A 24,248-nucleotide genomic window follows, 5' to 3' on the forward strand; every position below is an offset into this window, starting at 1 on the left:
ATTGCTGTAAAACCGATGATGGCAATTGGCCTTGTTTGCGTCATCATGCATGCACTTCAATGTTTCTGTGCCAAGGCAGGCTGCTCTTTCAGCTCATTTCCTGCGGATCGACCATGGCTTGGATTTTTCACTCGTTACTTCGTACGGCACTGTTGCTGGCTGTGGCCGGCCCCGCATCGGCGGCGACGCTTGAGGTGTTGGCCCTGCAGGTCGACGGTCAGCCTGTTGCCGATGCCGTGGTCACCTTGCACGGCCCTGCGCAGGCGCCGCAAGGCGTGCTCAAGGCGGATATGGACCAGCGCGGTCAACGCTTCGCGCCCCATGTACTGGCAGTGCACACCGGTACCCAGGTGCGCTTCCCCAACAGCGACAATATTCGCCATCAGGTGTATTCGTTCTCCGCTGCCAAGCGCTTCGAACTGCGCCTTTACGAAGGCACGCCCACTGACCCGCTGCTGTTCGACAGGCCCGGCGTGGTGGTGCTGGGCTGCAATATCCATGACTGGATGCTCGGCTATATCTATGTCACCGATGACCCACGTTTCGGCGTCAGCGATGCCCAGGGCCGTGTGCGCCTGGAACAGTTGCCGGCCGGTGACTACCACCTCACCGTGTGGCATCCGCAACTGGCAGATATGCAGCCGTTGGATGGCGGCACCTTGCACATGCCTGCTGCCGGGCTCAGCCACCGTGTGACGTTGAGCCTGGAGCCCGCACCGGCGGATTTGCCGCCGCCGCCCAGCGCCTTTGGCGATGCCTTCAATCGAGCCGCCCATGAAACTGCGCAGTAGCTTCCAGGCGCGGGTCGCCTGCGTGTTGATCGTGCTGTCACTGGTGGTGATCGGCGCGCTGTATTTCAGCGTCAAGGCCGCCACCCGCTCGGCGGTCCACGGCCAGGCCCTGGCCCAGTTGGACGTGGGCACGCGGGTGTTCGAGCGCTTGCTCGACACACGCGGTCGGCGCCTGGCCGATGGCGTGCAGTTGTTGGCGGCCGACTTCGGTTTTCGCGATGCGGTCGCCAGTGGCGATTCGGCAACCCTGCGCTCGGTGCTGCTCAACCACGGCAAGCGCATCAACGCCAGCGACATGATCCTGCTGGGCATGGACGGAAAAGTCCTGGCCAGCACCCTGGAGGACGTTCCGGAGGGCTCGACCTTTCGCTACGACCAGGCCCTGCGCGAAGCCCGGCGCAATCGTCAGGCGATGCTGATGGTGCCGTTGCAGGGCGAGCCGCATCTGTTGGTGGAAGCTTCGGTGCTGGCGCCGTTGCCTATCGCGCGGGTGGTAATGGGGTTCAGCATGGACGCGGCATTTGCCGATGAGCTGCGTTCGTTGAGCAACCTGGAAGTCTCGTTCCTGGCGATTGATCATGACCGCCCCGGCGAGCTGGTCAGTACCCAGCCGCAAGCACTGCGCCAGAGCATCAGCGCGCTGATGCTGGGCGACTCGACGCGGCGTGGGGTGTCCACCACCGATCACCTTGAGCACCGCTTCCTCAGTCAATCGCTGGTATTGGCCAGTGATGAAAACGGCAAAGTCCTGGCCCTGCTGCAAAGCCCGCTGGATGCGGCGATGCAGGCCTTTGTGCCGTTGGATGAAAAGATTCTCGGGATTGCCCTGGTCGCGCTGATCGCTTCATTGATCGGTGCCTTGCTGCTGGCGCGCACGGTGTCGCGTCCGGTGCAGGCCTTGGCGCAGGCGGCCGAACGCATCGGCAGCGGCGACTATCAGACCCCGGTGGTGCTGGCGCGCAGTGATGAACTGGGGCGCCTGGCCCTGGCGGTCAACGCGATGCAGAACGGCATTGCCGAGCGCGAACAACAGCTGGCGCACAATGCCTTGCATGATCGTGTCACCGGCCTGCCGAACCGTGCGCTGGCCATGGAACGCCTGGGCAGTTCGATTGCCCTGCAACGCCCGGTGGCCCTGATCTACCTGGGCATCGACAACCTGCGCGCCGCCAGCGAAACCGCCGGCCCCGAAGCGGTGGACCAACTGCTGATCACGGTCAGCCAGCGCCTGCAAGCGGCGTTGCGCCCCGGCGATACCGTGGCGCACCTGATCGCCGACGAATTCCTGCTGCTGCTCGAAGGGGCAGGCAGCGACGAAGCGGTGGGCATGGCCGACAAACTGCAACAGCTGCTGCTGCGTCCCCAGCGCATCAACGGCCATGACCTGGCGCTGGATTGTCGCCTGGGCATCGCGGTGTACCCGGTCGATGGTGAAAGCCCGCACACCTTGCTGGAACGCGCGGCCATCGCCATGAAGGACGCCGCGCAAATGCCCGGCCGCCTGCAAATCTACGAGCAGGGCCGCGACCTGGCGCACCGCCGCCAGATCACCCTGATCCGTGACCTGCGCCACGCGGCCAACCAGGGTCAACTGTTGCTGCACTACCAGCCCAAGCTGGATATCCGCCAGGGCCATGTGCGTCAGGCCGAAGCGCTGTTGCGCTGGCAGCATCCGCAGTTCGGCATGGTCTCGCCGGGGGAATTCATCCCGCTGGCCGAACGCTCGGGCAGTATCCAGTTGCTGACCCAATGGGTGATCGAACAGGGCATTCGCCAGTTGTGCGAATGGAACCGGCGCGGCCTGTCCTTGCAACTGTCGCTGAACATCTCGGCGGACGATCTGCTCGGCGATGAGCTGGCCCACCGGGTCTCGGCATTGCTGTGTCGCTATGGTTTGCCGGCCGAGCAACTGCTGTTTGAAATCACCGAAAGCGCGGTGATGCGTGAGCCGGAAAAAGCCCTCAAGGTGCTCAACTTGCTGCGCGATTGCGGTATCGGCCTGTCGGTGGACGATTTCGGCACCGGCTATTCGTCACTGGCGCACCTCAAGCGCCTGCCGGTGCAGGAGTTGAAGATCGACCAATCCTTTGTGCGCAACCTCGATGAAACCAGTGAAGACGCAGTGATCGTGCGCTCCACCATCGAGATGAGCCACAACCTGGGCCTCAAGGTCGTTGCCGAGGGCGTCGAATACGCCCACAGCCTGCGCCTGCTGGAGCGCTGGCAGTGCGACACGGCCCAGGGTTACCTGATCAGCCGGCCGTTGAGTGCCGACGCCTTCGAAGCCTGGATGGCCTTGCCGCTCAGTGCGCAAACTTCCCTGGTTCATTGAGTGACATGACCGTGCGTTTTTCTTTCCTGATCGGTTGCCTTGGCGCACTGGCCCTGCAAACGGCACTGGCCGACAACGGCCGCCTGATCGCTACCGGTGGCGCCAGCAGTATCGAAGGCACGGCGGGCGGAGGGATCACACCCTGGGCAGTGCTGGCCGGATACGGCGAACATCACGAATGGGGCGCTACGGCGTTCGCGACCACGGTCAACCTGCCGGATTATCGGCTGGACGTGGCCGGGCTGGCGCTGGCCTATGACAACCGCGTCGAGGTGTCTTTCGCCCGCCAGCGCTTCGACCTCGGCAGCCTGGTGCATAAGCTCAATCTGCCCGAGGACAACCTGGGCCAGGACGTGCTCGGCCTCAAGGTGCGCCTGTTCGGTGATGTGATCTACGACGCGCTGCCCCAGGTTTCCCTGGGCCTGGAATACAAGCACCAGACGAACTTTGATATTCCCAGCCTGGTGGGCGCCAGGCGCGACAGCGACGTCGAAGGCTACCTGGCCGCCAGCCGCCTGTTCATGGGCGCCGCGTTTGGCTACAACGTGCTGGTCAACGGCAGCCTGCGCTACAGTCGGGCCAATGAAACCGGCTTGCTCGGCTTTGGCGGCGACCGCCGCGACAGCCGCAGCCTGCTCAAGGAAGGCTCGCTGGCGTTGCTGCTCAACCCGCGTTGGGCGGTGGGCGTGGAGTACCGTGAGAAGCCCGACAACCTGTCGTTTGCCGGCGAAAGTGATTGGGCGGATCTGTTCGTGGGGTACTTCCCCAACAAGCATGTATCGTTTGTATTGGCTTATGCACGGCTTGGCGAAATCGCCACGCTGGACCACCAGAACGGCACGTATTTGTCCGTGCAGGGGAGTTTCTGATGCGCTGTCTACCGCTGGTTTTCGTCCTGCTGCTCAGCGCCTGCGCGCAGCAACCGCCCAAGGACGACAGCCTCTATCGCGACCTCGGCGCCATGCCCGGCATCACGCGGATCGTGGAGGGCATGTTGCTCAACATCGCCCGGGATGATCGTATCGTCGAGCGCTTCCGGCGCATTGATATCCAGCGCCTGCGCAACAAGCTGATCGAGCAGTTCTGTGTGGAGGCGGGTGGGCCGTGCACCTACACCGGTGACAGCATGGCCGAGAGTCACAAGGGCCAGAATGTGAGCCGCAGTGATTTCAATGCGTTGGTGGAGGACTTGATCAAGGCGATGGACAGCGAGGCAATTGCGGTGCCGGTGCAGAACCGCTTGATTGCGCGGTTGGCGGTGATGCGCGGTGAAGTCATAGAACACTGATAAAAAATGCGGGAGGGGGCTTGCCCCCCTCCCACAGTGACAGTTCTGTTGCCGGTGTCGCTTATTCCGGCAGTTTGAACGCCATCACATAGTCACCCTGCTTGGTGCCCAGGGAACCGTGACCGCCGGCCATGACCAGCACGTACTGCTTGCCATCCTTGCCGGTGTAGGTCATCGGGGTGGTCTGCGCGCCGGCTGGCAGGCGACCTTCCCACAGTTGCTTGCCGTTTTTCACGTCGTAGGCACGCAGGTACTGGTCGAGGGTGCCGCTGAGGAACGCGACGCCACCGGCGGTGGTGAAGGTGCCACCCAGGCTGGGCACGCCCATGGTCAGCGGGACCGGAACCGGCGAGCTGTCACGCACGGTGCCGTTCTTGTGCATCCAGATGGTTTTGTGGGTGGTCAGGTCGACCGCGGCCACATAACCCCATGCCGGTGCCTGGCACGGCAGGCCCATTGGCGACAGCAGGGCTTCGAGGATCACGCCGTACGGCGCGCCTTTGTTTGGCTGCACGCCTTCGGTTTCGCTGACGCGCGGGCCTTGCTTGGCGATGTCGGCCGCCGGGATCAGCTTGGACTTGAACGCCATGTAGCTCGGGTTGACGAAGGCAATCTGACGCACCGGGTCGACGGAAATGCCACCCCAGTCGAACACGCCGAAGTTGCCCGGGTACACGATCGAACCTTGCAGCGATGGCGGGGTGAACGCACCGTCGTAGCGCATGGATTTGAAATCGATGCGGCACAGCAGTTGGTCGAACGGTGTCACGCCCCACATGTCACGCTCTTTGAGCGGCGGCGGCATGAAGTTCAGGTCCGACTTCGGCTGGGTTGGCGAGGTGTGGTCGCCCGCGACGGCACCTTGCGGCACGGCCACTTCGTGGATCGGCACCACGGGTTGGCCGGTGGCACGGTCCAGCACGTAGATGCTGCCTTGCTTGGTCGACGCCATCACCGCCTGCTTCACGCCGGCTTCGGTCTTGATGTCGATCAGCGACGGCTGGCCGCCTACGTCCATGTCCCACAGGTCATGGTGAGTGAACTGGAAGGTCCACTTCACATGGCCGCTGTCGATGTCCAGGGCGGTCAGGCCGGCGCTGTATTTTTCCGAGTCTTCGGTACGGTCGCCGCCGTATTGGTCGGGCATCTGGTTGCCCATCGGCAGGTACAGCATGCCGAGTTTTTCATCCACGGCGAACATGGACCACATGTTCGGCGAGTTGCGGGTGTAGGTCTTGCCTTCGGCCAACGGGGTAGTGTCGTCCGGGTTGCCACTGTCCCAGTTCCACACCAGCTTGCCGGTGTGCACGTCGAACGCGCGGATCACGCCGCTGGGCTCGTCGGTGGAGACGTTGTCGGTGACGTGGCCGCCGATCACCACCAGGTTCTTGGTGACGGCCGGTGGCGAGGTGGAGTAGTAACCGCCTGGGGCGAAGCTGCCGATGTTGGCACGCAGGTCGACCTGGCCTTTGTCGCCGAAGTCTTCGCACATCTTGCCGGTGTCGGCGTTGAGGGCGATCAGGCGGGTGTCGGCGGTTGGCACGAAGATGCGTTTCGGGCAGGCGTTCGGTGCGGCGGCCGGGCTGGCGCTGCCGGTCGGGCTTTGCTCGGAAGCGTACACGGCGTCATCGTGATACGACACGCCACGGCAGGTCATATGCGCCCAGCCCTTGAAGTTCTCGGCACCCTGGCTGCTGATCTTCGGATCGAAGCGCCAGATTTCCTTGCCGGTGTCCGGGTCGAGGGCAATCACCTGGCTGTGCGGGGTGCACACGTAGAGCATGCCGTTGACTTTCAGCGGGGTGTTTTCCGCGGTGGTCTCGCCTGGATCATTCGGGCCAGGGATGTCACCGGTGCGGTAGGTCCACGCCGGCACCAACTTATGGGCGTTTTCCGGGGTGATCTGCGCCAGCGGCGAGTAACGGTCACCGTAGGCCGAACGGCCGTAGGAGTTCCAGTCGCCATCGGCCTGGGACGGCGCGGCGCTGGCCATGCCTGGCACCGCGTCGCGGTCCAGTTGGCCGGTCTTGACCATCTCACCCGGGTTGGTGAACTGGCTGGCCAGGGCGGTAGCACCTGCCAACACCACGGCGACGCTCAGCGCGCCAGTGCCCAGTGGGGCAGGCTGGCCGCGCAGCAACGGACGGCGGAACCACGGCAGCAGCATGACGATGCCCAGGGCGAACAGCAGCGCCAGGCGCGGCACCAACTGCCACCAGTCCAGGCCGACTTCCCACAGCGCCCATACGGTGCTGGCGAACAGCACCAGTGCGTACAGGCCCAGCGCGGCGCGGCGGGTGGCCAGCAACAGGATGCCGGTCAGGGTGATGCCGATACCGGCCAGCAGGTAGTACAGCGACCCGCCGAGCATCGTCAGCTTGATACCCCCGGCCAGCAAGGCCAGGCCCATGATCAGCAGCAAGACGCCTAGCAACCTGGGCAGCAGGCGGCTTCGGCTCGAAGCACCATCAGTGCTCATAGTGTGTTTCTCCGTGACGTTGGAATTATGTGACCCCGTGCTTCACTGTAGATGACGATTCGGCACGGGCTTGGTTCAGCGTTAATTCGGTTTTTCTGGGGATAAGTGGGGTTATCCACAGAGGGGCGATTTATCCCCAGGCGCAGCTCGAGGTAAGACAGCGCTGTCTTTGCAGGTGGGAATAATCAGCAAGATGAGGTCGACCGGGGGCGTGAAACGTTTCAGTTTGTTGCGGCAAGGATAAAGGGAGAGGGCGTCGAGAGAAAGCGTAAATCGCAAGATGCATCATTTCAGATTTGGTAACAGTGATTGTGGCGAGCGGGCTTGCCCCGCGTTGGGCTGCGAAGCAGCCCCCTGTCAATTCACCACAGTCTTTGAGAAAGACTCAGTGACTGGTTTTGGGGCTGCTGCGCAGCCCAACGCGGGGGCAAGCCCGCTCGCCACAGTAAGCGGGTTCCTACAGGCTGGGGGGAAATTTTTAGAAGGTGGTTCGAACGCCAAACTGCACACTTCTACCCGGCGCCGGGGCAATATCGCGCAGGATCGAGCTGGCATAGCGCACGGTCTGGTTTGTCAGGTTCTCGCCGTTCACGAACGCCAGCCACTGGCTGCCACCCATATTGAAGTGATAACCCATGCTTGCGCCGAGCGTAGTGTAGCCATCGGTGCTGCTTTCGTTATCCGGCACGCGACCCTGGCCCGCCGCGTGTTCCACATCGATACGTGCCTGCCAGCGGTCCAGTTCCCACAGCAAGCCGCTGTTCAAGCGCAACGGTGCGATACGCGGGAGGGCTTCGCCGGTGTCGAGGTTGGTCGCACGGGTGTAGTCGCCTGACAGTTCCAGCGCGAACTTACCGTAGGCGCTTTCGCCAAGTTTCCAGTGATCCTGGGCTTCAAAGCCGGCGAAGCGTGCCCGCACGCCAGAGTACTTGTACTCAGGGATACCGCCCGCGTCTTCTTCGCCTTCATCGTTCAGCGTGCGACCGCTGCCCAACAGCCCGATGTAGTTGGAGAAGCGGCTGTAGAACACCCCGAAGCTGCCCTTGTGAGTGCCATTGTCAAAGCGCAGCGCCAGGTCGCTGGACACGGCCTTTTCTTTTTTCAGGTTGGCATCCCCCAGCTCATAGGTGCCGGTGGCGACGTGGGCGCCGTTGGCATACAGCTCGTAGAAGGTCGGTGCGCGCTCGGTGTAGCCCAGGGTGGCGGCCAGGGACCACACGGGTGTGAGGGTGTAGACCGCACCCGAAGACAAGCTGCCGGCGGTGAAGTCATTGGATTTGTCGGCATTGGCAAAACGCGCGTTGCCCTTGGCATCCGGGTCGACGCTGGTGTGTTCCAGGCGCCCGCCGAGGCTGAGTTTGAGGCGCTCGGTGGCCTGCATTTCTTCGAGGATAAACAGCGCGCCGGCGTTGGTGTCGGTCTGCGGCACGAAGGCCTCTTCGCCGAGGGCGGAGAACTCGTTGCGGGTCACTTGCGCGCCCACCACGCCATCGAACGGGCCAAGCGGCTGGTGGCGGGCTTCTACCCGGGCTTCATACCCCTTGTTCTTGAAGATCGTGCCGGTTTCGCCACCTTCGATTTCGCGGTGCTCGTAGTCGGTGTAGCCCGCGTCGAGTTTCACCGAGGTGAACGGACCCTGCAGGTTGCGGATCTCCGAAGCGAAGGCGTAGTGATCCTGCTTCATGCGGATGCGCACATCCTGTTCGGCAGGGGAGCCGTAGTTGGCGTCGTAGTTGCTGTAGGACAACCCGGCATAGCCGTCGTCCCAGGTGTAGGAACCGCCCACGGCACCGCCGTCCTGGCGCCCGTCGCTGTTGCCCAGGCGGCCATTCTTGCCGGGGGCGTCGTCGGTTGCCGGGGCGTGGCGGCTGCGCGCCTGACCGGGGATTTTCAGGTCGTTGAATTCCCGCGCGTTGGCGTCCAGGTGCAAGGCGAACGTGCCGTTGCCAGCCTCCAGTTTGCCGGCGCTGCTGCGCGTGGTGTCGGCGCCGCCGTAACGCAATTCACCGGCACCGTGGATGCCTTCGATGGCTTCGGTGGGGATGCGGTTGTCAAAGGTGTTGACCACGCCACCGATGGCGCTGCCGCCGTACAACAGCGCCGCCGGGCCGCGCACGATTTCAACGCGATCCACGTTGACCGGATCCAGCGGCACCGCGTGGTCGTAGGACAGCGATGACGCATCCAGCGCACCCACGCCATTGCGCAGGATGCGAATGCGGTCGCCATCCTGCCCGCGGATGATCGGCCGGCTGGCGCCCGGGCCAAAGTACGACGACGACACGCCTGGCTGCTTGTTCAGGGTTTCGCCGAGGCTGCCCTTTTGTTGCAGGGTCAGGTCATCGCCTTCCAGCACGGTGGTCGGCGAGGCGAGCTGCTCGCTGCCCAGCGGGTTGCCGGTGATGACTTGGGGTTGCAGCTCCAGGGCATGGGCTTCGGAGCCGATCAGGAGGGCGGCGGCGAGCGGGGACAGGCGCCATAGGGAAGAGAAGAGCATTGGGCATTCCTTTGTAAAGCAACGAAAAGATTTGAGATGTATGGTTACAATATAACATCTCTTTTTCGCTGAAAACGGGAACTTTTTTGATCGTGCTAAAGTGCGCAGCTGTGTGTTCTCTTTTCTAAAGGCCTGGCATGACCGCGACAAGCAACGACCCTCTCCACGGCGTGACCCTGCAACACGTCCTCACCACCCTGGTGGAGCATTACGAATGGGCCGGCCTGGCCGAACGCATTGACGTACGCTGCTTCAAGAGCGACCCGAGCATCAAGTCAAGCCTCACGTTCTTGCGCAAGACCCCGTGGGCGCGGGAAAAAGTCGAAGGGTTGTACGTGAAACTGATGCGTACCAAACGTCCGCTGGACTGATCCCATGAAGCGGTTTGTGGCTGCGGCGGCGCTTGCTGGTTGGGTGGGGTTGGTGATTCAGCAATACCTGATTTTCTATTCGCGCTGGGAATCCGGCGCCAGCCTGATGGGCGGGCTGGTCAACTTTTTCAGTTTCTTCACCGTGCTCACCAACACCCTCGCGGTGGTGGTGTTGAGCTATGCGCTGGTGAAGCGCGATTCACCCGCGAAGCGGTTTTTCCTCGCGCCCGGCATCAGCAGTGGGATCGCCGTGAGCATCCTGGTGGTGGGCCTGGCTTACAACCTGTTGCTGCGGCATCTGTGGCAACCCGAAGGCTTCCAGTTCATCGCCGACGAGTTGCTGCACGACGTAATGCCGGTGCTGTTTTTTATTTACTGGTGGCAGTGCGTGCCCAAGGGCAACCTGCACCTCAGGCACATCGCCGGCTGGGTGATTTACCCGCTGGTGTACTTTGCCTATGTGCTGCTGCGGGGGGATTTGCTCGGGCAGTATCAGTACCCGTTCATTGATGTGGGCACCCTTGGTTATCCACAGGTGTTCGTGAATGCGGGGGGCATTCTGGCGGGGTTTGTCGCGATAGCAGGGGCAGTGGTGGGGCTGGACAAGCTCATCAAGCCCCAGCCCTGATTCATTCTTCGTCGCTGCCTTCGGCGCGCCAGTAACCGACGGTCTTGAGGAACTCCTCCTTGACCTGGTGCGTGTCCAGCAGCACGCGGCGCACCTGGCGCGACAGCTTGGTTTCGGTGGCGACAAAGCTGTACAGCGAGCCACTCGGCAGCGTCAGTTCGCGCACGGTGTCGAGCAGGTCGTCCTGGCCGCGAATCACCCAGATCACCTGGACGTCGGCCGCGCTTTGCAGCGCCTGCTTTTCGGCTGTATTGGCGATCTCGATCACGGCCAGCACGGTGCGCCCTGCCGGCAATTCTTCCAGGCGGCGAGCGATGGCCGGGATGGCGGTTTCATCGCCGATCAACAGGTAGCTGTCGAAGATATCCGGCACGATCATCGAGCCCCGTGGCCCACCGATGTACAGGTGTTGGCCGACCTGCGCCTGCTCGGCCCAGGTCGACGCAGGGCCGTCGCCATGCAGCACGAAGTCGATATCCAGTTCACCGATGCTCAGGTCGAAACGCCGCGGCGTGTAGTCGCGCATGGCCGGTTGCGGCCCGTCGCCCTTGATGGCGAACGTCGGGCTTTCCAGCGCGGCCTGTTCGGCGGCGTTCTGGGGGAACAGCAGCTTGATGTGATCGTCACTGCCCAGGCTGACAAACCCGGTCAATTCGGGCCCGCCCAGGGTGATGCGGCGCATGCGTGGGGTGATGTCCACCACCCGCAGCACGTGCAGGCGGCGACGTTTGATTTCGTGGGTAACGCGATGGATGGTTTGCGTATTCATTGGTTTTTCCCGTCGACAATGGCTTGGGCGGTGCTGTTGAGCAGTGCCGCGACACGCACGATTTCTTCCGGGCTCCAGCGCCCGTGGTGCGAATGCAAGGCATGGCGCAGGTTGTGCACCGCCTCGTGGATTTCCGGCGGTCGGTCCTGGCCGCGCAGCGCGCGCTTGCTCACGTCCATGCGCAGACGAATACCGTCGAGGGCAACCGTCTGCTCGCTTAAGAAGAGACGACCGGCGTCGGTGATTGTGTAGCGTTTTTTCCCGCCTTCGGTGTCGCCGCTGATCAACTCGCTTTCTTCAAGAAAGGTCAGCGTGGGGTAGATCACCCCGGGGCTGGGGCTGTAGGCGCCGTCGAACAGGCTTTCGATCTGACGGATCAGGTCATAGCCATGGCAGGGCTGTTCGGCGATCAGCGCCGGCAGCAGCAATTTCAGATCGCCTGGGGCAAAGACCCGCGGGCCGCGGCCACCGCGTTCGCGACCGCCGCGTTTTTCGAAGCCGTCGTGGCTGTCGTGGTGAGGGTGTCCTCTCATTGCGCTTCTCCTGTCGTGGTTAGATACAACGTAAGATATATCTTGTGACTAGGGCAAACGCACCCGACCAACGGCACGCAAGGCATTACGAGCCTGAAAAGCAGGCTGAAAGTTTCGAGTTATTCAACTCTGTATAAATAGAGTAACTACTCAAGTAGTCAGTGGTGTTCTCTTACACGCGTTGTCGGCACGCGAATGTTGGAGTTTTTATGCGCATGTCGTATTGTTCTTACATACTTGTTCGGTGCGTAATTATTCTCGTTTATTATCAAGTAGTCTTTTTCTTACAGGTGATTTTAAAGTTTTGGCAAAATGCCACTTTTTTCCCATATTACTAGGTGTGTCTCGGCTACATGAAGTAGAGAAGCGGACTGCTTACTTGAACTTTTATTTTGAGAATACTTGTTTGGCATAAGGCGAGACGGTGCGTTCGTCAATGCAAGTTGTTGAAAAGTTTGCGTAATGCAGGTTTTTAATGACTTCACTAAATTGTTTTTAACCAACAGGTATATCGCTATGTTGAAACAACTTTCCGTCGCGGCCGCTCTGGTCGCGGTCGCCTTGAATTCGTCCCTGGTCGTTGCCGCCGATGACGCGCGCACCGCCATCAACATCAAGGCCGACATCCCGACCAAGCAGTTTCATGCGCAGCCACGGGACCCGAACTTCGGTAAAGACGAAACCATGAACTACAACCCGGTGAGCGGTGAGCTGAGTTCCCTGCGCGCCACGTTCGACGTGAAAAACACCGACGGTTCGGTGCATGCCTACATCGAAGGCGGCCCGACGTCGGCCGCGCTGTACAACGGTTCCAACAGCATTGCGCTGACCAACACCTTCAACGGCGTCACCCTGACTGGCACCCCGCAGGAAGTGGTGGACGACCCTCAATCCACCCCGGGCACCCAGGCCGACCTGGTGATCACTCCGGCCAAGCCGACAGACACCCAGAATGGCCTGTACACCGCCAGTTACACGGTGATCTTCGACGCCGTGCCGCGTACGCCGAATCCGTAACCGACGCGGAGCACCCCTGGCCCCGTGATCGCGACGATCACGCGGGCATTGACCCAAGGTCGGTTGCCGGCAATGGCTGCCGACCTTGTCAAGCAGCCCTGACTGTGCGTATTTACGAGTATTCCGTTCATGTTTTCGAAGACGCCTATTGCGGGCGCGCTGGCACTATTGATGTGCGCCGGCGCCCTGGCCGCGCCGACAGCGCCTGGCACGACGCCGGGCAGTTTGCTGTCACAGTCCAAGGGATTGCCAAACGATTTCGAAGAGCACTTTTTTGACGTGCCCTTGGCCGTGCGCGTGGAACTGGACCAACAGTTTCTCGGCGAGGCCATGATTGTGCTGGACCGCAATGACCGTATTACCTTGCTGGAATTCACAGACGCCAACGACAGTCCCTTCGCGGCTTCAGAACGGGCCAAGTGGCAGCAACTCCTGCAACAGGGCATGACCCTTGGAAGTTGCGAAAGAAGTTGCCCAGAGCAACTCCTGGCGATGCACTACAGCCTGGAAAACTCATTGGTCTCGATCCTCACCGAGAACGTCGAGCGCACCACGCAGACCAAGCGTTATTACGACCAGCCGGAGGCCGGAAGCCTGGGCCTGATCGTCAATAACCAATTGAACCTCAATGGTGGGCAGGATGAAGCGTTGGGCGGCCGTTACGGCCTGGAAGCCAGCGCCAGCGTCGGCAATTGGACCCAGGCACTGAACCTGCAACTGTCGCGTTTCGGCGGCACCGATACCACGCTGTACCACGCCGTGCATGAGCTTTACAGCCAGCGTGAAATGGAAGGCAACTTCCTGCGCCTGGGTTACTTCACCCCTGGCTCCGATGGCCTCACGCGGCAGGTCCGCTCATTCGGCGCCAACCCCGACACCGCCGTGGGCCTGATGTACGGCAGCTCCGACAGCCTGCTGATCAACAACCCCAAGCCCAGCGTGTACCCGATTTACGTCACCGCCAGCCGCCAGGCGTCGGTGGAGATCTACCGTAATGGCCTGTTGATCAATAGCCAGCCGGTGGCGGCGGGGCTGCAGACCCTCGACACGCGCCCGCTGCCGGGGGGCATCTATGAAGTCGAAGTGCGCCTGATCGAAGACGGGCTGACCACGGCCACCACCCAGGAACTGGTGTACAAACCCAACAACTGGCGCAATGCCGACGAACGCTGGCGCTATAACACCTTCGTCGGTCGGGAAACCAAGCTGCTCAGTAACTGGGACGAACAGGCCACCGGGTTCGTGACCTACGGCGCCAGCGCCAACTACCTGGCCCATCCACGGGTGATCCTGGGCCTGTCCGCGCGCAAAGTGCGCGAAATGATGCAATACGGCACATCCATCGACTGGACCCTGGCCAACAGCACCAGCCTGTATGCCAACGTCTACCAGACCCAGGACCACGGCACCGGCCTGGATATGCAAGGCCTCTACAGCTACGGGCACGGCAGCGTGGTACTCAGCCACAACCGCAGTTGGCTGGACACCCGCCGCACCTACGAGATCCTCCCCGACGGCACACGGCTGCGGCCGCGGACCGCCTTTATCGGCCAGACCAGCAACTCGTCGCTGTCGATCAACCATCGATTGAGCAACAAGAGTTCGATCAACTCGCGCCTGTCCTACAGCCAGGGCAACATCGAAGGGCTGGGCCTGGACCTGGGCTGGAACCAGCGCGGCAAGCTTCTCGGCAGCGACGCCAACTGGCGTTTTTCGGTGTTCGATCGCCCGGCCACCTCCAGCACCGGCGACAAACGCAACGTGGGCGTCGACGTGAGCGTCAGCCTGGCCCTGGGCGGGCCCAACGAGCAATGGTCCGCCAGCCTCGGTACGCGCACTGCCCGTGACGGCAGCCGCGACAACAATGGCTCGCTGACCTACCAGCGCACCCTGGACGATCACGTGCTGCAAAGCGTGTCGGCCACGGCGATTGCCGATACTTACGGCGTCGGGTTGTCCGGTCGTACCAGCTTCCAGACCGATGCGCTGTACGGCGATGCCTTTGCCCAGCGTTCCTCCTTCAACAACAAGATCACCGGTGGCTTGAACCTGAGCAGCACCGTCGCGGTGGGCGGGCAGAAAGTTGCCCTGAGCAGCCAGCCCCAAGGCCACGGCGCCGGGATGATCGTGGACGTGGAGACCGACCTGGACGACATCACCCTGCGCGCCGACGACCTTACCGGCGGCAGCAGCACCCTGCGGCCGGGGCGCAACTTCGTGCCCATCACCGCCTACAAGAACAGCACCCTGAGTTTCGACTTCGAGGGCAACCATCCACCGGCGGCCAACATTCAGCCGGCGCGGTCCAGCTACCACTTGAACAAGGGCGGGGTGGGCTACCGCAAGATCAGCGTGATGAAAACCGTCACGGTGCTCGGTCGCCTGCTGGATGCCCAGGGCCGGCCGCTCAAGGGGCACCACGTGATCAATCACGCCAGTCGCGGGGTCAGCGAGGTCGACGGGTTCTTCTCCATGGAGATGAACGCCAGCTCGCCCACCCTGGAAGTGCGCTACGCCAACCAGTTGCTCTGCCAGTTCCGCCTTGACCCCAGCCAGGCGCGCCAGGAGAGCGATGTGCTGATGATCGGTGACCTGCGCTGTACCCCTGACACCCTGGCCGAGGCCACCCTGGGCACGGCAACGGCGGGTTGAATAGTTCCTGGATAAATGGCCGCGCTTGGCCGCTTGCAAAACATGAGGTTGTGGCATGAAACGTTTTTGGTTGTTATGCGTATGTCTTTTCTCCCTGGGGGCCCAGGCGGGCCCCCAGATCAACGTAGGCGTGGTGTACGACTACCTGGAGGCGGGTAAGAGCACCTATATGAAACGGGTGTTCAATGGCGGCACCTCCACGGCGTTCGTCAAGGTCAACATCCTGGAAATGATCTACGACGCCGATGGCTCCTACCGTGAAGTACCGTTGCAGAACCAGCCCGGCGCCGCTGCGCGCGATGGCCTGATGGCCAGCCCGGCGCGGCTGATCGTACCGGCCAACGGCACCCAGGGCACGCGCCTGCTGTTCATGGGCAACCGTGACAAGGAACGCTACTTCCGCGTGCGCTTCGTACCGGTGGTGCCCGAGACCGAAGACGAGTTCGCCGTCACCGAAGAAGAGCGCAAGCAATACAAAGACAGCCTGGCCGCTGGCGTGCGCGTGCTGGCGGGTTACGGCACGGTGTTTTTCGTGCGCCCCAGCAACGTGCGGTTTGACACCCAGGTGCGTGACGAAGGCAAGCGCTACACCTTGGTCAACAAGGGCAACAGTGTCGTGGTGGTCGATGAATTCAAGGACTGCTCGGCGGCCAATACCCTGGAATGCCGGCCGACGGTCAAGCACCACATCATGGCCGGTCGTTCCTATGGATTCGATAAAGAGCCTGGCCGCTCCTACCGCTTCAGCCTGATCGAAGGCAGCGAGAAAAAACCGATGGAGGTCAAGGGGTGATCACACTCTTCAAGACGCTGGCATTCGCCTCGCTCAGTGCTATTTGCGTGTTGCCCTCGGCCCGGGCTGCGGTAGAGCGGGAAACCTTCGAGGTGTTCGTGGAAATCCCCACGGCGCAGTTTTATGTGCTCCCGGTGGACCCGACCCTGGTGCAGCGCGACCAGCCGCTGGATTACAACCCGGTGTCATCGCAACTCAAGCCGCTGCGTGCGCAATTCGATGTGAAAAACGTCAGCGGCGCCATTGGCGCACGGCTGGATGCCGAACCGTTTCTGTTCAACGGCAGGGAGCGTATCGACCTGCGCGTGACCTTCAACAATCAAGAGCTGGGCCTGACCTCCAGCGAAGTGGTGTCCAGCACCGATGCCGCGCCGGGCAAGCGCGTGGCTTTGGAAATCGCCGCGATCAAAGCGGCGGATGACTACGCCCCGGGTAACTATTACGGCACGGTGCACATGGTGTTCGATGCGCTGGCGCCGGGGGCGAATCCATGAGGTATTTACGTCATATCCAATGGGGCCTTGGCCTGGTTCTCACGCTGGTTGCGAGTGCAGCCCAGGCCGGTTCCGCCGAGGTCCGTGCCGAATTCCGTCCCGACCCCAGCAACCCGATGGTCAACCGCTTTACCAACGTCACGCCCAGTACGGGGTTCTGTAAGCACTTCGTTAATTACTGCGAGCCTAGAGGCTGGTTCAGTCTGGACATGCCCATCGGCCCAAGGCCGCAAACCACTGGCGGACCGGTTGCCGCCAACCACGCCGACCCGCGTCAGGGCGTATACCTGAAGGTTCCGTCCGAATGGCGAACCATCACGGTCACCAGCGCTGCTGGCGACAGCAGTCAGTTGGAGGTGCGTATCTCGGGGATCGGTGGCACCGAGCGTCACGGCGGGCATGTGACGCTGATCACCAATGGTGGAGACTACGAACAATTGTGGAGTACCGGACGCTGGCATAAAGCGCCGGCACCGTGTATCCCCACCGGAATGATCAATGGCACCGCTTACTGGGTCCAGTGGCTCTGGCATGTGCCGGAAAATGCGGGCGCCTGCGCCACCCAGGCGCTGTTTGATCTGCCCTATATGGATTTCCCCGACCTGTATTTCACTTACGAGCTGCGTACGCCCAACCCATTGGATATGCCCGCCGGGATTTACCGTGGCAGCCAGCTCTACACCGTAGGCCCGGGGATGGACTTCGATTTCGGCGACCGCGTGGTTCCGTTCGACAACGTCGCCATCCTGGACTTCGTACTGGATGTGGACCATATCCTCAAGGTCGAGGTGCCCCCCGGTGGCAATCGCGTACAGCTTGAGCCTCAAGGGGGGTGGCAGGCGTGGCTGCAAAACGGGCGCAAACCGACCCGGTTGTACCGCGACCAGACCCTCAACCTGTGGACCAGTACTCAGTTCAAGATGACCCTGGAGTGCGGGGCGCCCATGGGCAATTCCTGCAGCGTAAGCAACGGTACGCATCAGGTGCCGCTGGACATCGCTGTCACGTTGCCCGCAGGTTTGAGCGATGCCTCCGGACGTCCGGTCAACCGCTTGCCCCTGCGCCTTGACGGCAGTGGCAGCGAGCTGTTTAAACCGACCCGCTTTGTCGACCGCAAGCCCAGCACGCTGCACTTTTCCATTCAAGCCGAGGGGGTGGCGCAGATGCTCGAACACGGCAGCGGCAGTACCTATACAGGCACAGCCACCGTGATCTGGGATTCGGAGGTTTAAATGAGTCACTATTGGATCAGCAGACTGATCCTGGCATCCGGGCTGACGGCCGCGTTGATCAGCCCTTTGGCCAGCGCACTTACCCAGGACATCACCGCCAAGTTCCGCCCCGACCCGTCCAACCCGACGGTCAACGAGTTCGTCAACACCACGCCCCAGAGCGGCATTTGCCCGGGGCATATCCCGGGGCATTGCAACGCGCTGGGGATCTTCACCATCCGCACCAACGCCTTCACGGCCGAGGCCAACGGGCCCATTCCCGCAAACCACCCCAGCCCCCGCCAGGGGGCCATGTGGAAGGTGCCTTCGGAGTGGCGTGCGGTGCAGGTCACCCATACCGAAACCGGGCAGACCGATACGGTACAGATGCGCATCGCAGGCATCGGCCATCGCTGGAACAGCCGCCCCGGCGTGAGTGCCTGGGGGCAACCCGGCTTGCCTTGGAGCAGCGCGTGGCGGGATGCGCCCAGCCCTTGTCGCGGCATCAACTATTTTGCCGCTGGAACCAACTTCGTGTTGTTCTTCTGGCTGGTCCCGGAAAACGCTGGCGTGTGTCACCGGGTGCCTTCCACCACCATCGACTGGTTCAACTACAGCAATATGGAGTATGCCTACGGCCTGAAAACCCCGAACCCGTTGGCCATGGCGCCGGGTGAATACACGGGCAGCATCAGTTATGTGCTAGGCCCGGGTGGGGATTTCGATTTCGGCGATGTGATGATCCCCAACGATAACGTCCTGACGTTCAACTTCACCCTGACAGTGGACCATCACCTGCGCGTACAGGTGCCGCCGGGCGGCAACCGGGTGCAATTGGAACCCCAGGGCGGCTGGCAGAACTGGCTGCAGAACGGGCGCAAACCGACGCGCCTGGCCAGGGACCAGACCGTCAGCCTGTGGTCGGGCGGCCCCTTCAAGATGACCCTGGAGTGCGGGCAGCCGCTGGGCAACACCTGCAGCGTCAGCAACGGCACGCACCAGGTGCCGCTGGAGGTGGCCGTCAGCCTCCCGGCGGGTTTGTATGACAGTGCCGGGCGGCCGGTCAACCGCTTGCCGCTGCGCCTGGACGGCAGCGGCACCGAGCGCTTCCAGCCGCGCATCTACATCTACCGGCAACCCAGCACCTTGCACTTTTCGGTACTGGCCGACGGTGTGGCACAGATGCTCGAACACGGCAGCGGCACCACCTATTCAGGAACGGCTACGGTGGTCTGGGACTCCGAAGTCTGAGGGCGCGGCCTCGCTTTGCAGCGGGCCCAGCGCCTCACGGGTCAATTGCCGGCGCAGGGCCTTGTGGGCCTGCGCCACGTCTTCCAGCCAGCGTTCATAGGTTGCCTGGCTGACGGGGGCGTCGGTCAGCACGCTGGCACGGGGCACGCCCAGCGCATCGGCCAGGGTCTCAACGCTTTGCCGCGAACCCTGGCCCTGCACCCAGGCGTGCTGGGCCTGCAGCAAGTCGTCCAGGCGTGCGGCTTTGTCCTGATGGACCTGGGTGTTCAGCGCCAGCGCTTCGGCGTGAGTGGCTTCCAGGTACCGGTCCCAGAACTCGACGTTCAACAACGCATCCACCCGGCCGTCGCCGGCCTCGCTCTCGATGACGGCCTTGTAGGTCGTCTCGATCAGTGCGGGGTTCACCGACGCGGTGACACGATAGACCATATGTTCTGCCAGCCAGGGCAAGTGCAGGCGTGCCTTGAGGGCGGTCTGCAACGCCGTGTGCACCTGCACTTCATCCACGCTGCCCGGTACGCCATCGATCACTTCGCTGGTCAGTCGCAACCCGAGCCCACCCTGGTCAATCGGCGCCAGTCGGTGCGCCACTTCCTGGCGGGCCAGGGCGGTGACGCGGCTCAGGCGTGCGGCCTGCCAGGCCAGGTGCGCCAGTCGCCGGGCAAAGGCGCCTTCTTCCAGGGCCGGGCGCGCAGCGTAGGCCTCGTACACCAGGGTCTGCACGCCCAGGCTATTGAACACCTGCGCACCCGCATCGGCGCAGTTGGCGGGCGCGCTGGCCAGGGTGAAGAAGCGCCTGCGCAGCGCTTCATCGGCGTGCATCGCGTCGAGCATGCGCCAGACGTTCAGGCTCAGCGCCCGCCGGTTGGCCAGGTACGCGGCCCGATCGCCCTCGGTCTCGAAGTAGTTGGGCGTCTGCAGGCTGCGGATCACTTCGAAGAAACCCTGGGAGCCGTGTTCCTGTTCCAGCTCGTCCCATTGGCGCTGACGCGATGGACCCTGTTCGGCCGGCAGGTCCTGCAGCCAGAACGCGCTGTCCTGTTCGCCACGCGGCGGGTAGGTGCGATAAGGGTCGAGGCCGGCGCCAAGGCGATAGCTGACCATGCGTTCTTCGTCGTCCAGGCCGAGCTGGTTGCGGTCCAACCGCGTGCGCGCCACCAACAGCGCCTCGGCTTGCCAGGGCAGAAACTTCGGCACGCTCTTGATCGGGCTGTTTTGCAGGTCGAGCAGGAAATCCTCGGGCCGTGGCTGTTCGAACAACCCTTGCGGCCACTGCGTCAACTGCGTATTCGTCAGGTACAGCTCGCGCAGGTCGGGCATGCCGCTGATGTCCGGTGGCTCGCGCAGCAGGCGGTTGTAGGACAGGTCCAGCACCTTGAGGCGGCTGAGGGTGTTGAGTTGGGCCAGGGAGTGGGCGTCCCATTGCAAGGGGTTGGCGCTCAGCCCCAGTTGGGTCAGGCGTGGCAGAGTGGTGAGTGTTTCCGGCAGCCGCGTCAGGCGATTCTGCGCCAGCTCCAGAGTGATGAGGTTGGGAAACAATTCCAGGAACCTGGCCTGCGCATCGCCCAGTCCGGTGTCGCCAAGGTTCAGACTGGTGATGTGTTTGAGCGGTGTGCGCAGTGTCGGCATATGCAACAGGTAGGTACCCAGCGGCCAGCCTTCCAGGTCCAGGCGGCTGCCTGGCTGGCGCTCGCCAAACCCGTCGCGGTAGCCACTTGCCGATTTCTCCCAACTGCGCCGCAAGGCCTGGGACAGTTGAGAGCGCACCAGTCGCTCGGCGGTTTGTTCTTCGATGTTGCCCTGATGCCGGCTTGTGGGGGCCTCCACCCATTTCTTCAGGTCCTTGGCCAGGTGCTTTTTCTCCCGCTCCAGCTCACGCAGCGCCGTGAGGCCATCCGGTGAGTCAAGCGCTTGCACCTGTTCCTGCACCTTTGCCGCGCTCAATCCCGGGTACAAGGCTTTGACGCGTTCTTCCACCGAGCCTGGCGACAGCCCCAGCAGCTTGCTCGCCCATTTGAACCTTGGCGCCTGCACCAGGCGCAGGGTCTCGCGTTCGGGCGGCGCGCCGATGGGGTCGGCGAGCACTCGGCAGCGATCCTCCAGCGGTACCAGGCGCTCCATCAACCAGTTGCGCAACGCCGGGCCGTCGGCGGCGGCGTCGCCCATCGCGGTACGCGTTGGCCTGGGCAGGGCGTTGAGCAATGCGCTGTAAAAGTCACTGGCGGGGTGCAGGCTCTGGTGAGCGCCGTCGTAGACCGCGTACTGGCCGTCTTCGCGATGTACCAGGATACGCCGGGCGTCGCCGCGACCCGCCTCGGCGCGCACTGCACCGCCGGTGGACTGGCTGCGCACTTGCAAGTGCAGCGCGGCGAGGGCCGGGCTGTGTTGCTCAAGCGCACCGAGCATCATGCGCTCGCTGTGCTCGTTGAGCAGCGGCGCGGCGTGGAAGCCTTCATACGCGTGAGTGGCCCGGGCTTGCAGTTGGAGTGCGCGCCCGAGGCTTTTGAGGCGCAGGGGCAAGTGATGGCCGTGGGTCATGAGCGCCCGTTCGTCCGGGCGCGCTTGTTCCAGCAGATATTCGACCTGGCTTTTGGGCAGTTCGGGGAACGCCTCGCGGACCCGCAGCGCCGTTGCCTGGTTCACGCTCTCGCTGTGCTGGTAGAGGTAGTCGAACACTGCCCGTTGACGTACGGCGAGCTGATCGGCCAGGCGCTGGCGCAATGCATCGATACGCGCCGCCCGTGTCTGCGGCAAGGGGCCGGCGAGGGCCTGGAGTTGCGCTTCGTTGAGAACGTCGAGCAGGCGCGGCGCCAGCTCGCCCCTGTTCAGGGCCTGGCGGCTGATCGGCAGCACGGCGTTGGCGTCGGTGGCGCCGTAACGCAGGGGCGCGCCGCCGAGGTCATCTTCTTCGTACACGTCAATCGCCTGGTCCGCTGGCCATTGCGGCAGTTCGGTGGCCAAGTGAGGGCTCCAGTAGGTGTCATCATCCACCGCCTCGCCGACCTTTAAACGTTGGGCCAGGCGCTCCGTGTGCTGCCTCAGCCGCCAGCGCTTGAGGCTGTCGGCCAGGCGCGGAGAGGGGGCTGCGTTGTCGCGATGCAGCGCACGCAGTTCGTTGTACTCGGTGCCACTGGTCTGGCGCAGTTGTTCCAGTTGCGCCGCGTCCAGGTCATTGACGCTGTGACCCAGGCGCCGCATCAATTGGGGGTCGTCCCAGGTCCTGGGGTCTTCGGCCTCGTGGGTCCAGGCACCCTGGCCGTTGTGTTGCAAACGCGGTGCGTAGGCGTCGGGGCGGCTGGGGTGTTGGATACGGTGGCCGGCGTCGTCGAGCCTGACTTCATAGTGCTCGCCGTCCAGGGGCAGCACGCTGCGGCCTGCGTGGGTGTGCAAGCCCAGCGCGTCGGGTGCCGAATCGCCGGGCAGGCCGGGGGCCTTCAACGCGTAGGGGCGCAGGTCGGGGTTCCACAAGCGCGGTTGACCATTGTGTTCGATGGCCTGCAGTTGATCGACGAAGGGCGAAGGGATGAGCTTGACCAGTTGACCGCCGATGTGAAACGCACCCAACTGCACCACTTCGTTGACCACGCCGACCAGGTGCGTGGCCGCTTCCCTGGCCTGGCCTTCGGCAAGGTCCACCACACCTTCGACCACTTCATCGAGCAACTGGTAGGCGGTGTAGGCCAGCATCAGCTCACCCAGCCACGGCACGAAGGGTGTGATCACCAGCAAGGCGGCGTTGAAGATCTCGCTGAGCACGCGGCTGAAATTATCCCACCAGGCCCAGCGGGCGCGGCTGTCGCTGTCGGCGGTGGATACCACGATGTCGCGGGCGTCATTGAAGATCTTGTCGAGGCCGCGTTGCAGGCGATGGCGCCACAGGTCGCCGTCGATGGGCACGGCGGCGTATTGCAGGCGCGGCTGGTCCACCGGCGTGTCCCGCCAGGTAGGGCGCGTGTCCAGCGGATCGGTGCGGCGATACCACTGGACGCGGTTCAGGCGTTGTTCGAGGTTGGCGAAAAAGTGCCCGCGCTGTTGCTGGTCGATGAATTGGCTGAAGAACTGGCGGTACGCGGCGGTGCGCAACTTATCGGTCAGCGCTTGCATGAACGCCGCGCTGCTGGGGTATGCCATCAGTGGTGCCTGTGGGTCATGGGGGATATACGCCAGTACCGGCACGGTGACCGTTGCGCGCTCAAGGTCGGCGGCGATCAGCAGGATGCCGGTCAGGCGCGAGTCCATCATCTGCAACTCATAAAACTGCAGCACGCCTCGCTCGCCGTTGAGGGCGCGTTGCAGCACATGGAAACTGGCGGCGTCGATGGCGTGCGTGAGCAAGGCGTGGTGGGCCGCGGCGTTCAGGGCGGCTTTCTGGCTGGCGATGAGCGCATCGTGCAGCGCGGCCAGTTGCGTTTCGTCGGTGGGCAGCAGGTGCTGTTGCAGGTGGCGCTGGTACTGGGCACCCAGATCCAGTTGTCGGCACAGGGCGGTGAACTGCGCAATGCTCATCTGCTGCTTGAGGGGCTTGAGGGTGAAGTGACCGCGGGCGTCGGGCCGGCTGGTGTAGCTGGAGTCGTCGGTGAAGTGCTCATCCTTGGCAAAGTTGTGCAGGGCGGCGTCCAGCAGAGACACACTGCGGCTGGTGACACCCTGGATGAACGTGCCCTTGACGCTGTACAGGAACAGGAAGGTGTCCCGGACGCTGGCGTCCACGCCGTATGTTGTCTTGAGCGCCTGGGTCAGCAACGGCTCGGCGAAGGCATAGACGTCCTGGACCTGTTCGAGGCGCTCATCCACCGTGTTCTGGGTGACCCATGCCTGGGCGTTGGCCGTCTTGAGGCTGGCGTGAGCCTGAGGGGGCGCGCTGTGATACCAGGACGCGAGGTCCAGGCGGGCCTTGCTCAAGGCTTCAGCTCTGGCCGGCGAGGTTGCGAGCAGCCATGGCGGGATCTTCTGTTTGATCAATTCATAGTGCGGGCCTTTGTCTGAGTGGAGGGACGACGCGGGCGCGGGCTGCGGTGGCGGGTGCATGGCAGATGACCTTGAGGTGTAGAAAAGGTCGTCAGCCTAGGTGCCCTGGGGTGGGGGCGAGGCAGTAGATAGTTGAAGTCGCCTGCGCTTTATTCCTGGGGCTCGGTCGGCGGT

General features: G+C 63.0%; 17 protein-coding genes. 12 read left to right on the top strand and 5 right to left on the bottom strand.

What is annotated here, in order from left to right; genetic code table 11:
* Nucleotides 1-113: 113 nt before the first annotated feature.
* The 4 genes from AC3WP7_RS02165 to AC3WP7_RS02180 are packed head-to-tail and all read left to right on the top strand — an operon-like array spanning nt 114 to nt 4,411.
* On the top strand, nt 114-791 hold the full coding sequence (locus AC3WP7_RS02165; RefSeq protein WP_092240981.1) for a methylamine utilization protein: 678 nt from the start codon (nt 114-116) through the stop codon (nt 789-791).
* On the top strand, nt 775-3,123 hold the full coding sequence (locus AC3WP7_RS02170) for a putative bifunctional diguanylate cyclase/phosphodiesterase (protein WP_093119536.1): 2,349 nt from the start codon (nt 775-777) through the stop codon (nt 3,121-3,123). Before AC3WP7_RS02165 ends, AC3WP7_RS02170 begins: the two co-directional genes overlap by 17 nt.
* A 5-nt stretch (nt 3,124-3,128) precedes the next feature.
* Complete coding sequence (locus AC3WP7_RS02175) at nt 3,129-3,992, top strand: DUF3034 family protein (protein ID WP_102591719.1); 864 nt, start codon at nt 3,129-3,131, stop codon at nt 3,990-3,992.
* On the top strand, nt 3,992-4,411 hold the full coding sequence (locus tag AC3WP7_RS02180) for a group I truncated hemoglobin (RefSeq protein WP_093119530.1): 420 nt from the start codon (nt 3,992-3,994) through the stop codon (nt 4,409-4,411). Before AC3WP7_RS02175 ends, AC3WP7_RS02180 begins: the two co-directional genes overlap by 1 nt.
* 61 nt (nt 4,412-4,472) lie before the next feature.
* On the opposite strand, the gene AC3WP7_RS02185 is transcribed toward AC3WP7_RS02180, so the two are convergent.
* Both AC3WP7_RS02185 and AC3WP7_RS02190 read right to left on the bottom strand, forming a co-directional pair.
* Complete coding sequence (locus AC3WP7_RS02185; protein WP_093119528.1) at nt 4,473-6,890, bottom strand: glucose/quinate/shikimate family membrane-bound PQQ-dependent dehydrogenase; 2,418 nt, start codon at nt 6,888-6,890, stop codon at nt 4,473-4,475.
* A 478-nt stretch (nt 6,891-7,368) separates the two neighbouring features.
* A complete protein-coding gene (locus tag AC3WP7_RS02190; protein ID WP_102591718.1) occupies nt 7,369-9,387 on the bottom strand; it encodes a TonB-dependent receptor in 2,019 nt (672 codons plus the stop codon).
* A gap of 137 nt (nt 9,388-9,524) precedes the next feature.
* Between AC3WP7_RS02190 and AC3WP7_RS02195 the strand changes: the two genes are divergently transcribed.
* Both AC3WP7_RS02195 and AC3WP7_RS02200 read left to right on the top strand, forming a co-directional pair.
* The gene (locus AC3WP7_RS02195; protein WP_048720273.1) at nt 9,525-9,758 is read left to right on the top strand and encodes a VF530 family protein; all 234 of its coding nucleotides are present in this window, start codon (nt 9,525-9,527) and stop codon (nt 9,756-9,758) included.
* A gap of 4 nt (nt 9,759-9,762) precedes the next feature.
* Complete coding sequence (locus tag AC3WP7_RS02200) at nt 9,763-10,386, top strand: Pr6Pr family membrane protein (RefSeq protein WP_092240995.1); 624 nt, start codon at nt 9,763-9,765, stop codon at nt 10,384-10,386.
* A 1-nt stretch (nt 10,387) separates the two neighbouring features.
* On the opposite strand, the gene AC3WP7_RS02205 is transcribed toward AC3WP7_RS02200, so the two are convergent.
* Both AC3WP7_RS02205 and AC3WP7_RS02210 read right to left on the bottom strand, forming a co-directional pair.
* Nucleotides 10,388-11,155, bottom strand: a complete 768-nt coding sequence (locus AC3WP7_RS02205) for a siderophore-interacting protein (RefSeq protein WP_092240997.1) — start codon at nt 11,153-11,155, stop codon at nt 10,388-10,390.
* Nucleotides 11,152-11,688, bottom strand: coding sequence for a PadR family transcriptional regulator (locus AC3WP7_RS02210; RefSeq protein WP_092240999.1), 537 nt, complete (start codon nt 11,686-11,688; stop codon nt 11,152-11,154). Before AC3WP7_RS02210 ends, AC3WP7_RS02205 begins: the two co-directional genes overlap by 4 nt.
* 516 nt (nt 11,689-12,204) lie before the next feature.
* Between AC3WP7_RS02210 and AC3WP7_RS02215 the strand changes: the two genes are divergently transcribed.
* The 6 genes from AC3WP7_RS02215 to AC3WP7_RS02240 all read left to right on the top strand — a co-directional run bounded on the left by AC3WP7_RS02215 (nt 12,205) and on the right by AC3WP7_RS02240 (nt 19,106).
* Nucleotides 12,205-12,705 carry a CS1 type fimbrial major subunit gene (locus AC3WP7_RS02215; RefSeq protein WP_092241001.1) on the top strand — a complete coding sequence of 167 codons (501 nt, stop codon included), beginning with the start codon at nt 12,205-12,207 and terminating at the stop codon, nt 12,703-12,705.
* Between the two features lie 129 nt (nt 12,706-12,834).
* Nucleotides 12,835-15,357, top strand: coding sequence for a CS1-pili formation C-terminal domain-containing protein (locus tag AC3WP7_RS02220; protein ID WP_102591717.1), 2,523 nt, complete (start codon nt 12,835-12,837; stop codon nt 15,355-15,357).
* A gap of 55 nt (nt 15,358-15,412) precedes the next feature.
* Nucleotides 15,413-16,150, top strand: a complete 738-nt coding sequence (locus AC3WP7_RS02225; RefSeq protein ID WP_071488668.1) for a pilus assembly protein — start codon at nt 15,413-15,415, stop codon at nt 16,148-16,150.
* Nucleotides 16,150-16,644 carry a CS1 type fimbrial major subunit gene (locus tag AC3WP7_RS02230; protein WP_102591725.1) on the top strand — a complete coding sequence of 165 codons (495 nt, stop codon included), beginning with the start codon at nt 16,150-16,152 and terminating at the stop codon, nt 16,642-16,644. The genes AC3WP7_RS02225 and AC3WP7_RS02230 overlap by 1 nt, the downstream gene beginning before the upstream one ends.
* Nucleotides 16,641-17,876: a hypothetical protein gene (locus tag AC3WP7_RS02235; protein WP_172963314.1), complete on the top strand. Its 1,236-nt coding sequence runs from the start codon at nt 16,641-16,643 to the stop codon at nt 17,874-17,876. The genes AC3WP7_RS02230 and AC3WP7_RS02235 overlap by 4 nt, the downstream gene beginning before the upstream one ends.
* A complete protein-coding gene (locus tag AC3WP7_RS02240; protein ID WP_092241005.1) occupies nt 17,877-19,106 on the top strand; it encodes a hypothetical protein in 1,230 nt (409 codons plus the stop codon).
* Here AC3WP7_RS02240 and AC3WP7_RS02245 read toward each other — a convergent pair.
* Complete coding sequence (locus AC3WP7_RS02245) at nt 19,068-24,134, bottom strand: dermonecrotic toxin domain-containing protein (protein WP_102591716.1); 5,067 nt, start codon at nt 24,132-24,134, stop codon at nt 19,068-19,070. The genes AC3WP7_RS02240 and AC3WP7_RS02245 overlap by 39 nt on opposite strands.
* Between the last annotated feature and the right edge of the window lie 114 nt (nt 24,135-24,248).

It is taken from the genome of Pseudomonas sp. FW305-3-2-15-C-LB1, assembly GCF_058787615.1.

Bases quoted from the DNA above. Each gene is read 5' to 3' on its own strand.
- AC3WP7_RS02195 (WP_048720273.1), top strand. From the start codon at position 9,525: ATGACCGCGACAAGCAACGACCCTCTCCACGGCGTGACCCTGCAACAC.
- AC3WP7_RS02165 (WP_092240981.1), top strand. From the start codon at position 114: ATGGCTTGGATTTTTCACTCGTTACTTCGTACGGCACTGTTGCTGGCT.
- AC3WP7_RS02225 (WP_071488668.1), top strand. From the start codon at position 15,413: ATGAAACGTTTTTGGTTGTTATGCGTATGTCTTTTCTCCCTGGGGGCC.
- AC3WP7_RS02235 (WP_172963314.1), top strand. From the start codon at position 16,641: ATGAGGTATTTACGTCATATCCAATGGGGCCTTGGCCTGGTTCTCACG.
- AC3WP7_RS02190 (WP_102591718.1), bottom strand. From the start codon at position 9,387: ATGCTCTTCTCTTCCCTATGGCGCCTGTCCCCGCTCGCCGCCGCCCTC.
- AC3WP7_RS02245 (WP_102591716.1), bottom strand. From the start codon at position 24,134: ATGCACCCGCCACCGCAGCCCGCGCCCGCGTCGTCCCTCCACTCAGAC.
- AC3WP7_RS02170 (WP_093119536.1), top strand. From the start codon at position 775: ATGAAACTGCGCAGTAGCTTCCAGGCGCGGGTCGCCTGCGTGTTGATC.
- AC3WP7_RS02175 (WP_102591719.1), top strand. From the start codon at position 3,129: ATGACCGTGCGTTTTTCTTTCCTGATCGGTTGCCTTGGCGCACTGGCC.
- AC3WP7_RS02240 (WP_092241005.1), top strand. From the start codon at position 17,877: ATGAGTCACTATTGGATCAGCAGACTGATCCTGGCATCCGGGCTGACG.
- AC3WP7_RS02210 (WP_092240999.1), bottom strand. From the start codon at position 11,688: ATGAGAGGACACCCTCACCACGACAGCCACGACGGCTTCGAAAAACGC.
- AC3WP7_RS02180 (WP_093119530.1), top strand. From the start codon at position 3,992: ATGCGCTGTCTACCGCTGGTTTTCGTCCTGCTGCTCAGCGCCTGCGCG.
- AC3WP7_RS02220 (WP_102591717.1), top strand. From the start codon at position 12,835: ATGTTTTCGAAGACGCCTATTGCGGGCGCGCTGGCACTATTGATGTGC.
- AC3WP7_RS02205 (WP_092240997.1), bottom strand. From the start codon at position 11,155: ATGAATACGCAAACCATCCATCGCGTTACCCACGAAATCAAACGTCGC.
- AC3WP7_RS02200 (WP_092240995.1), top strand. From the start codon at position 9,763: ATGAAGCGGTTTGTGGCTGCGGCGGCGCTTGCTGGTTGGGTGGGGTTG.
- AC3WP7_RS02185 (WP_093119528.1), bottom strand. From the start codon at position 6,890: ATGAGCACTGATGGTGCTTCGAGCCGAAGCCGCCTGCTGCCCAGGTTG.
- AC3WP7_RS02215 (WP_092241001.1), top strand. From the start codon at position 12,205: ATGTTGAAACAACTTTCCGTCGCGGCCGCTCTGGTCGCGGTCGCCTTG.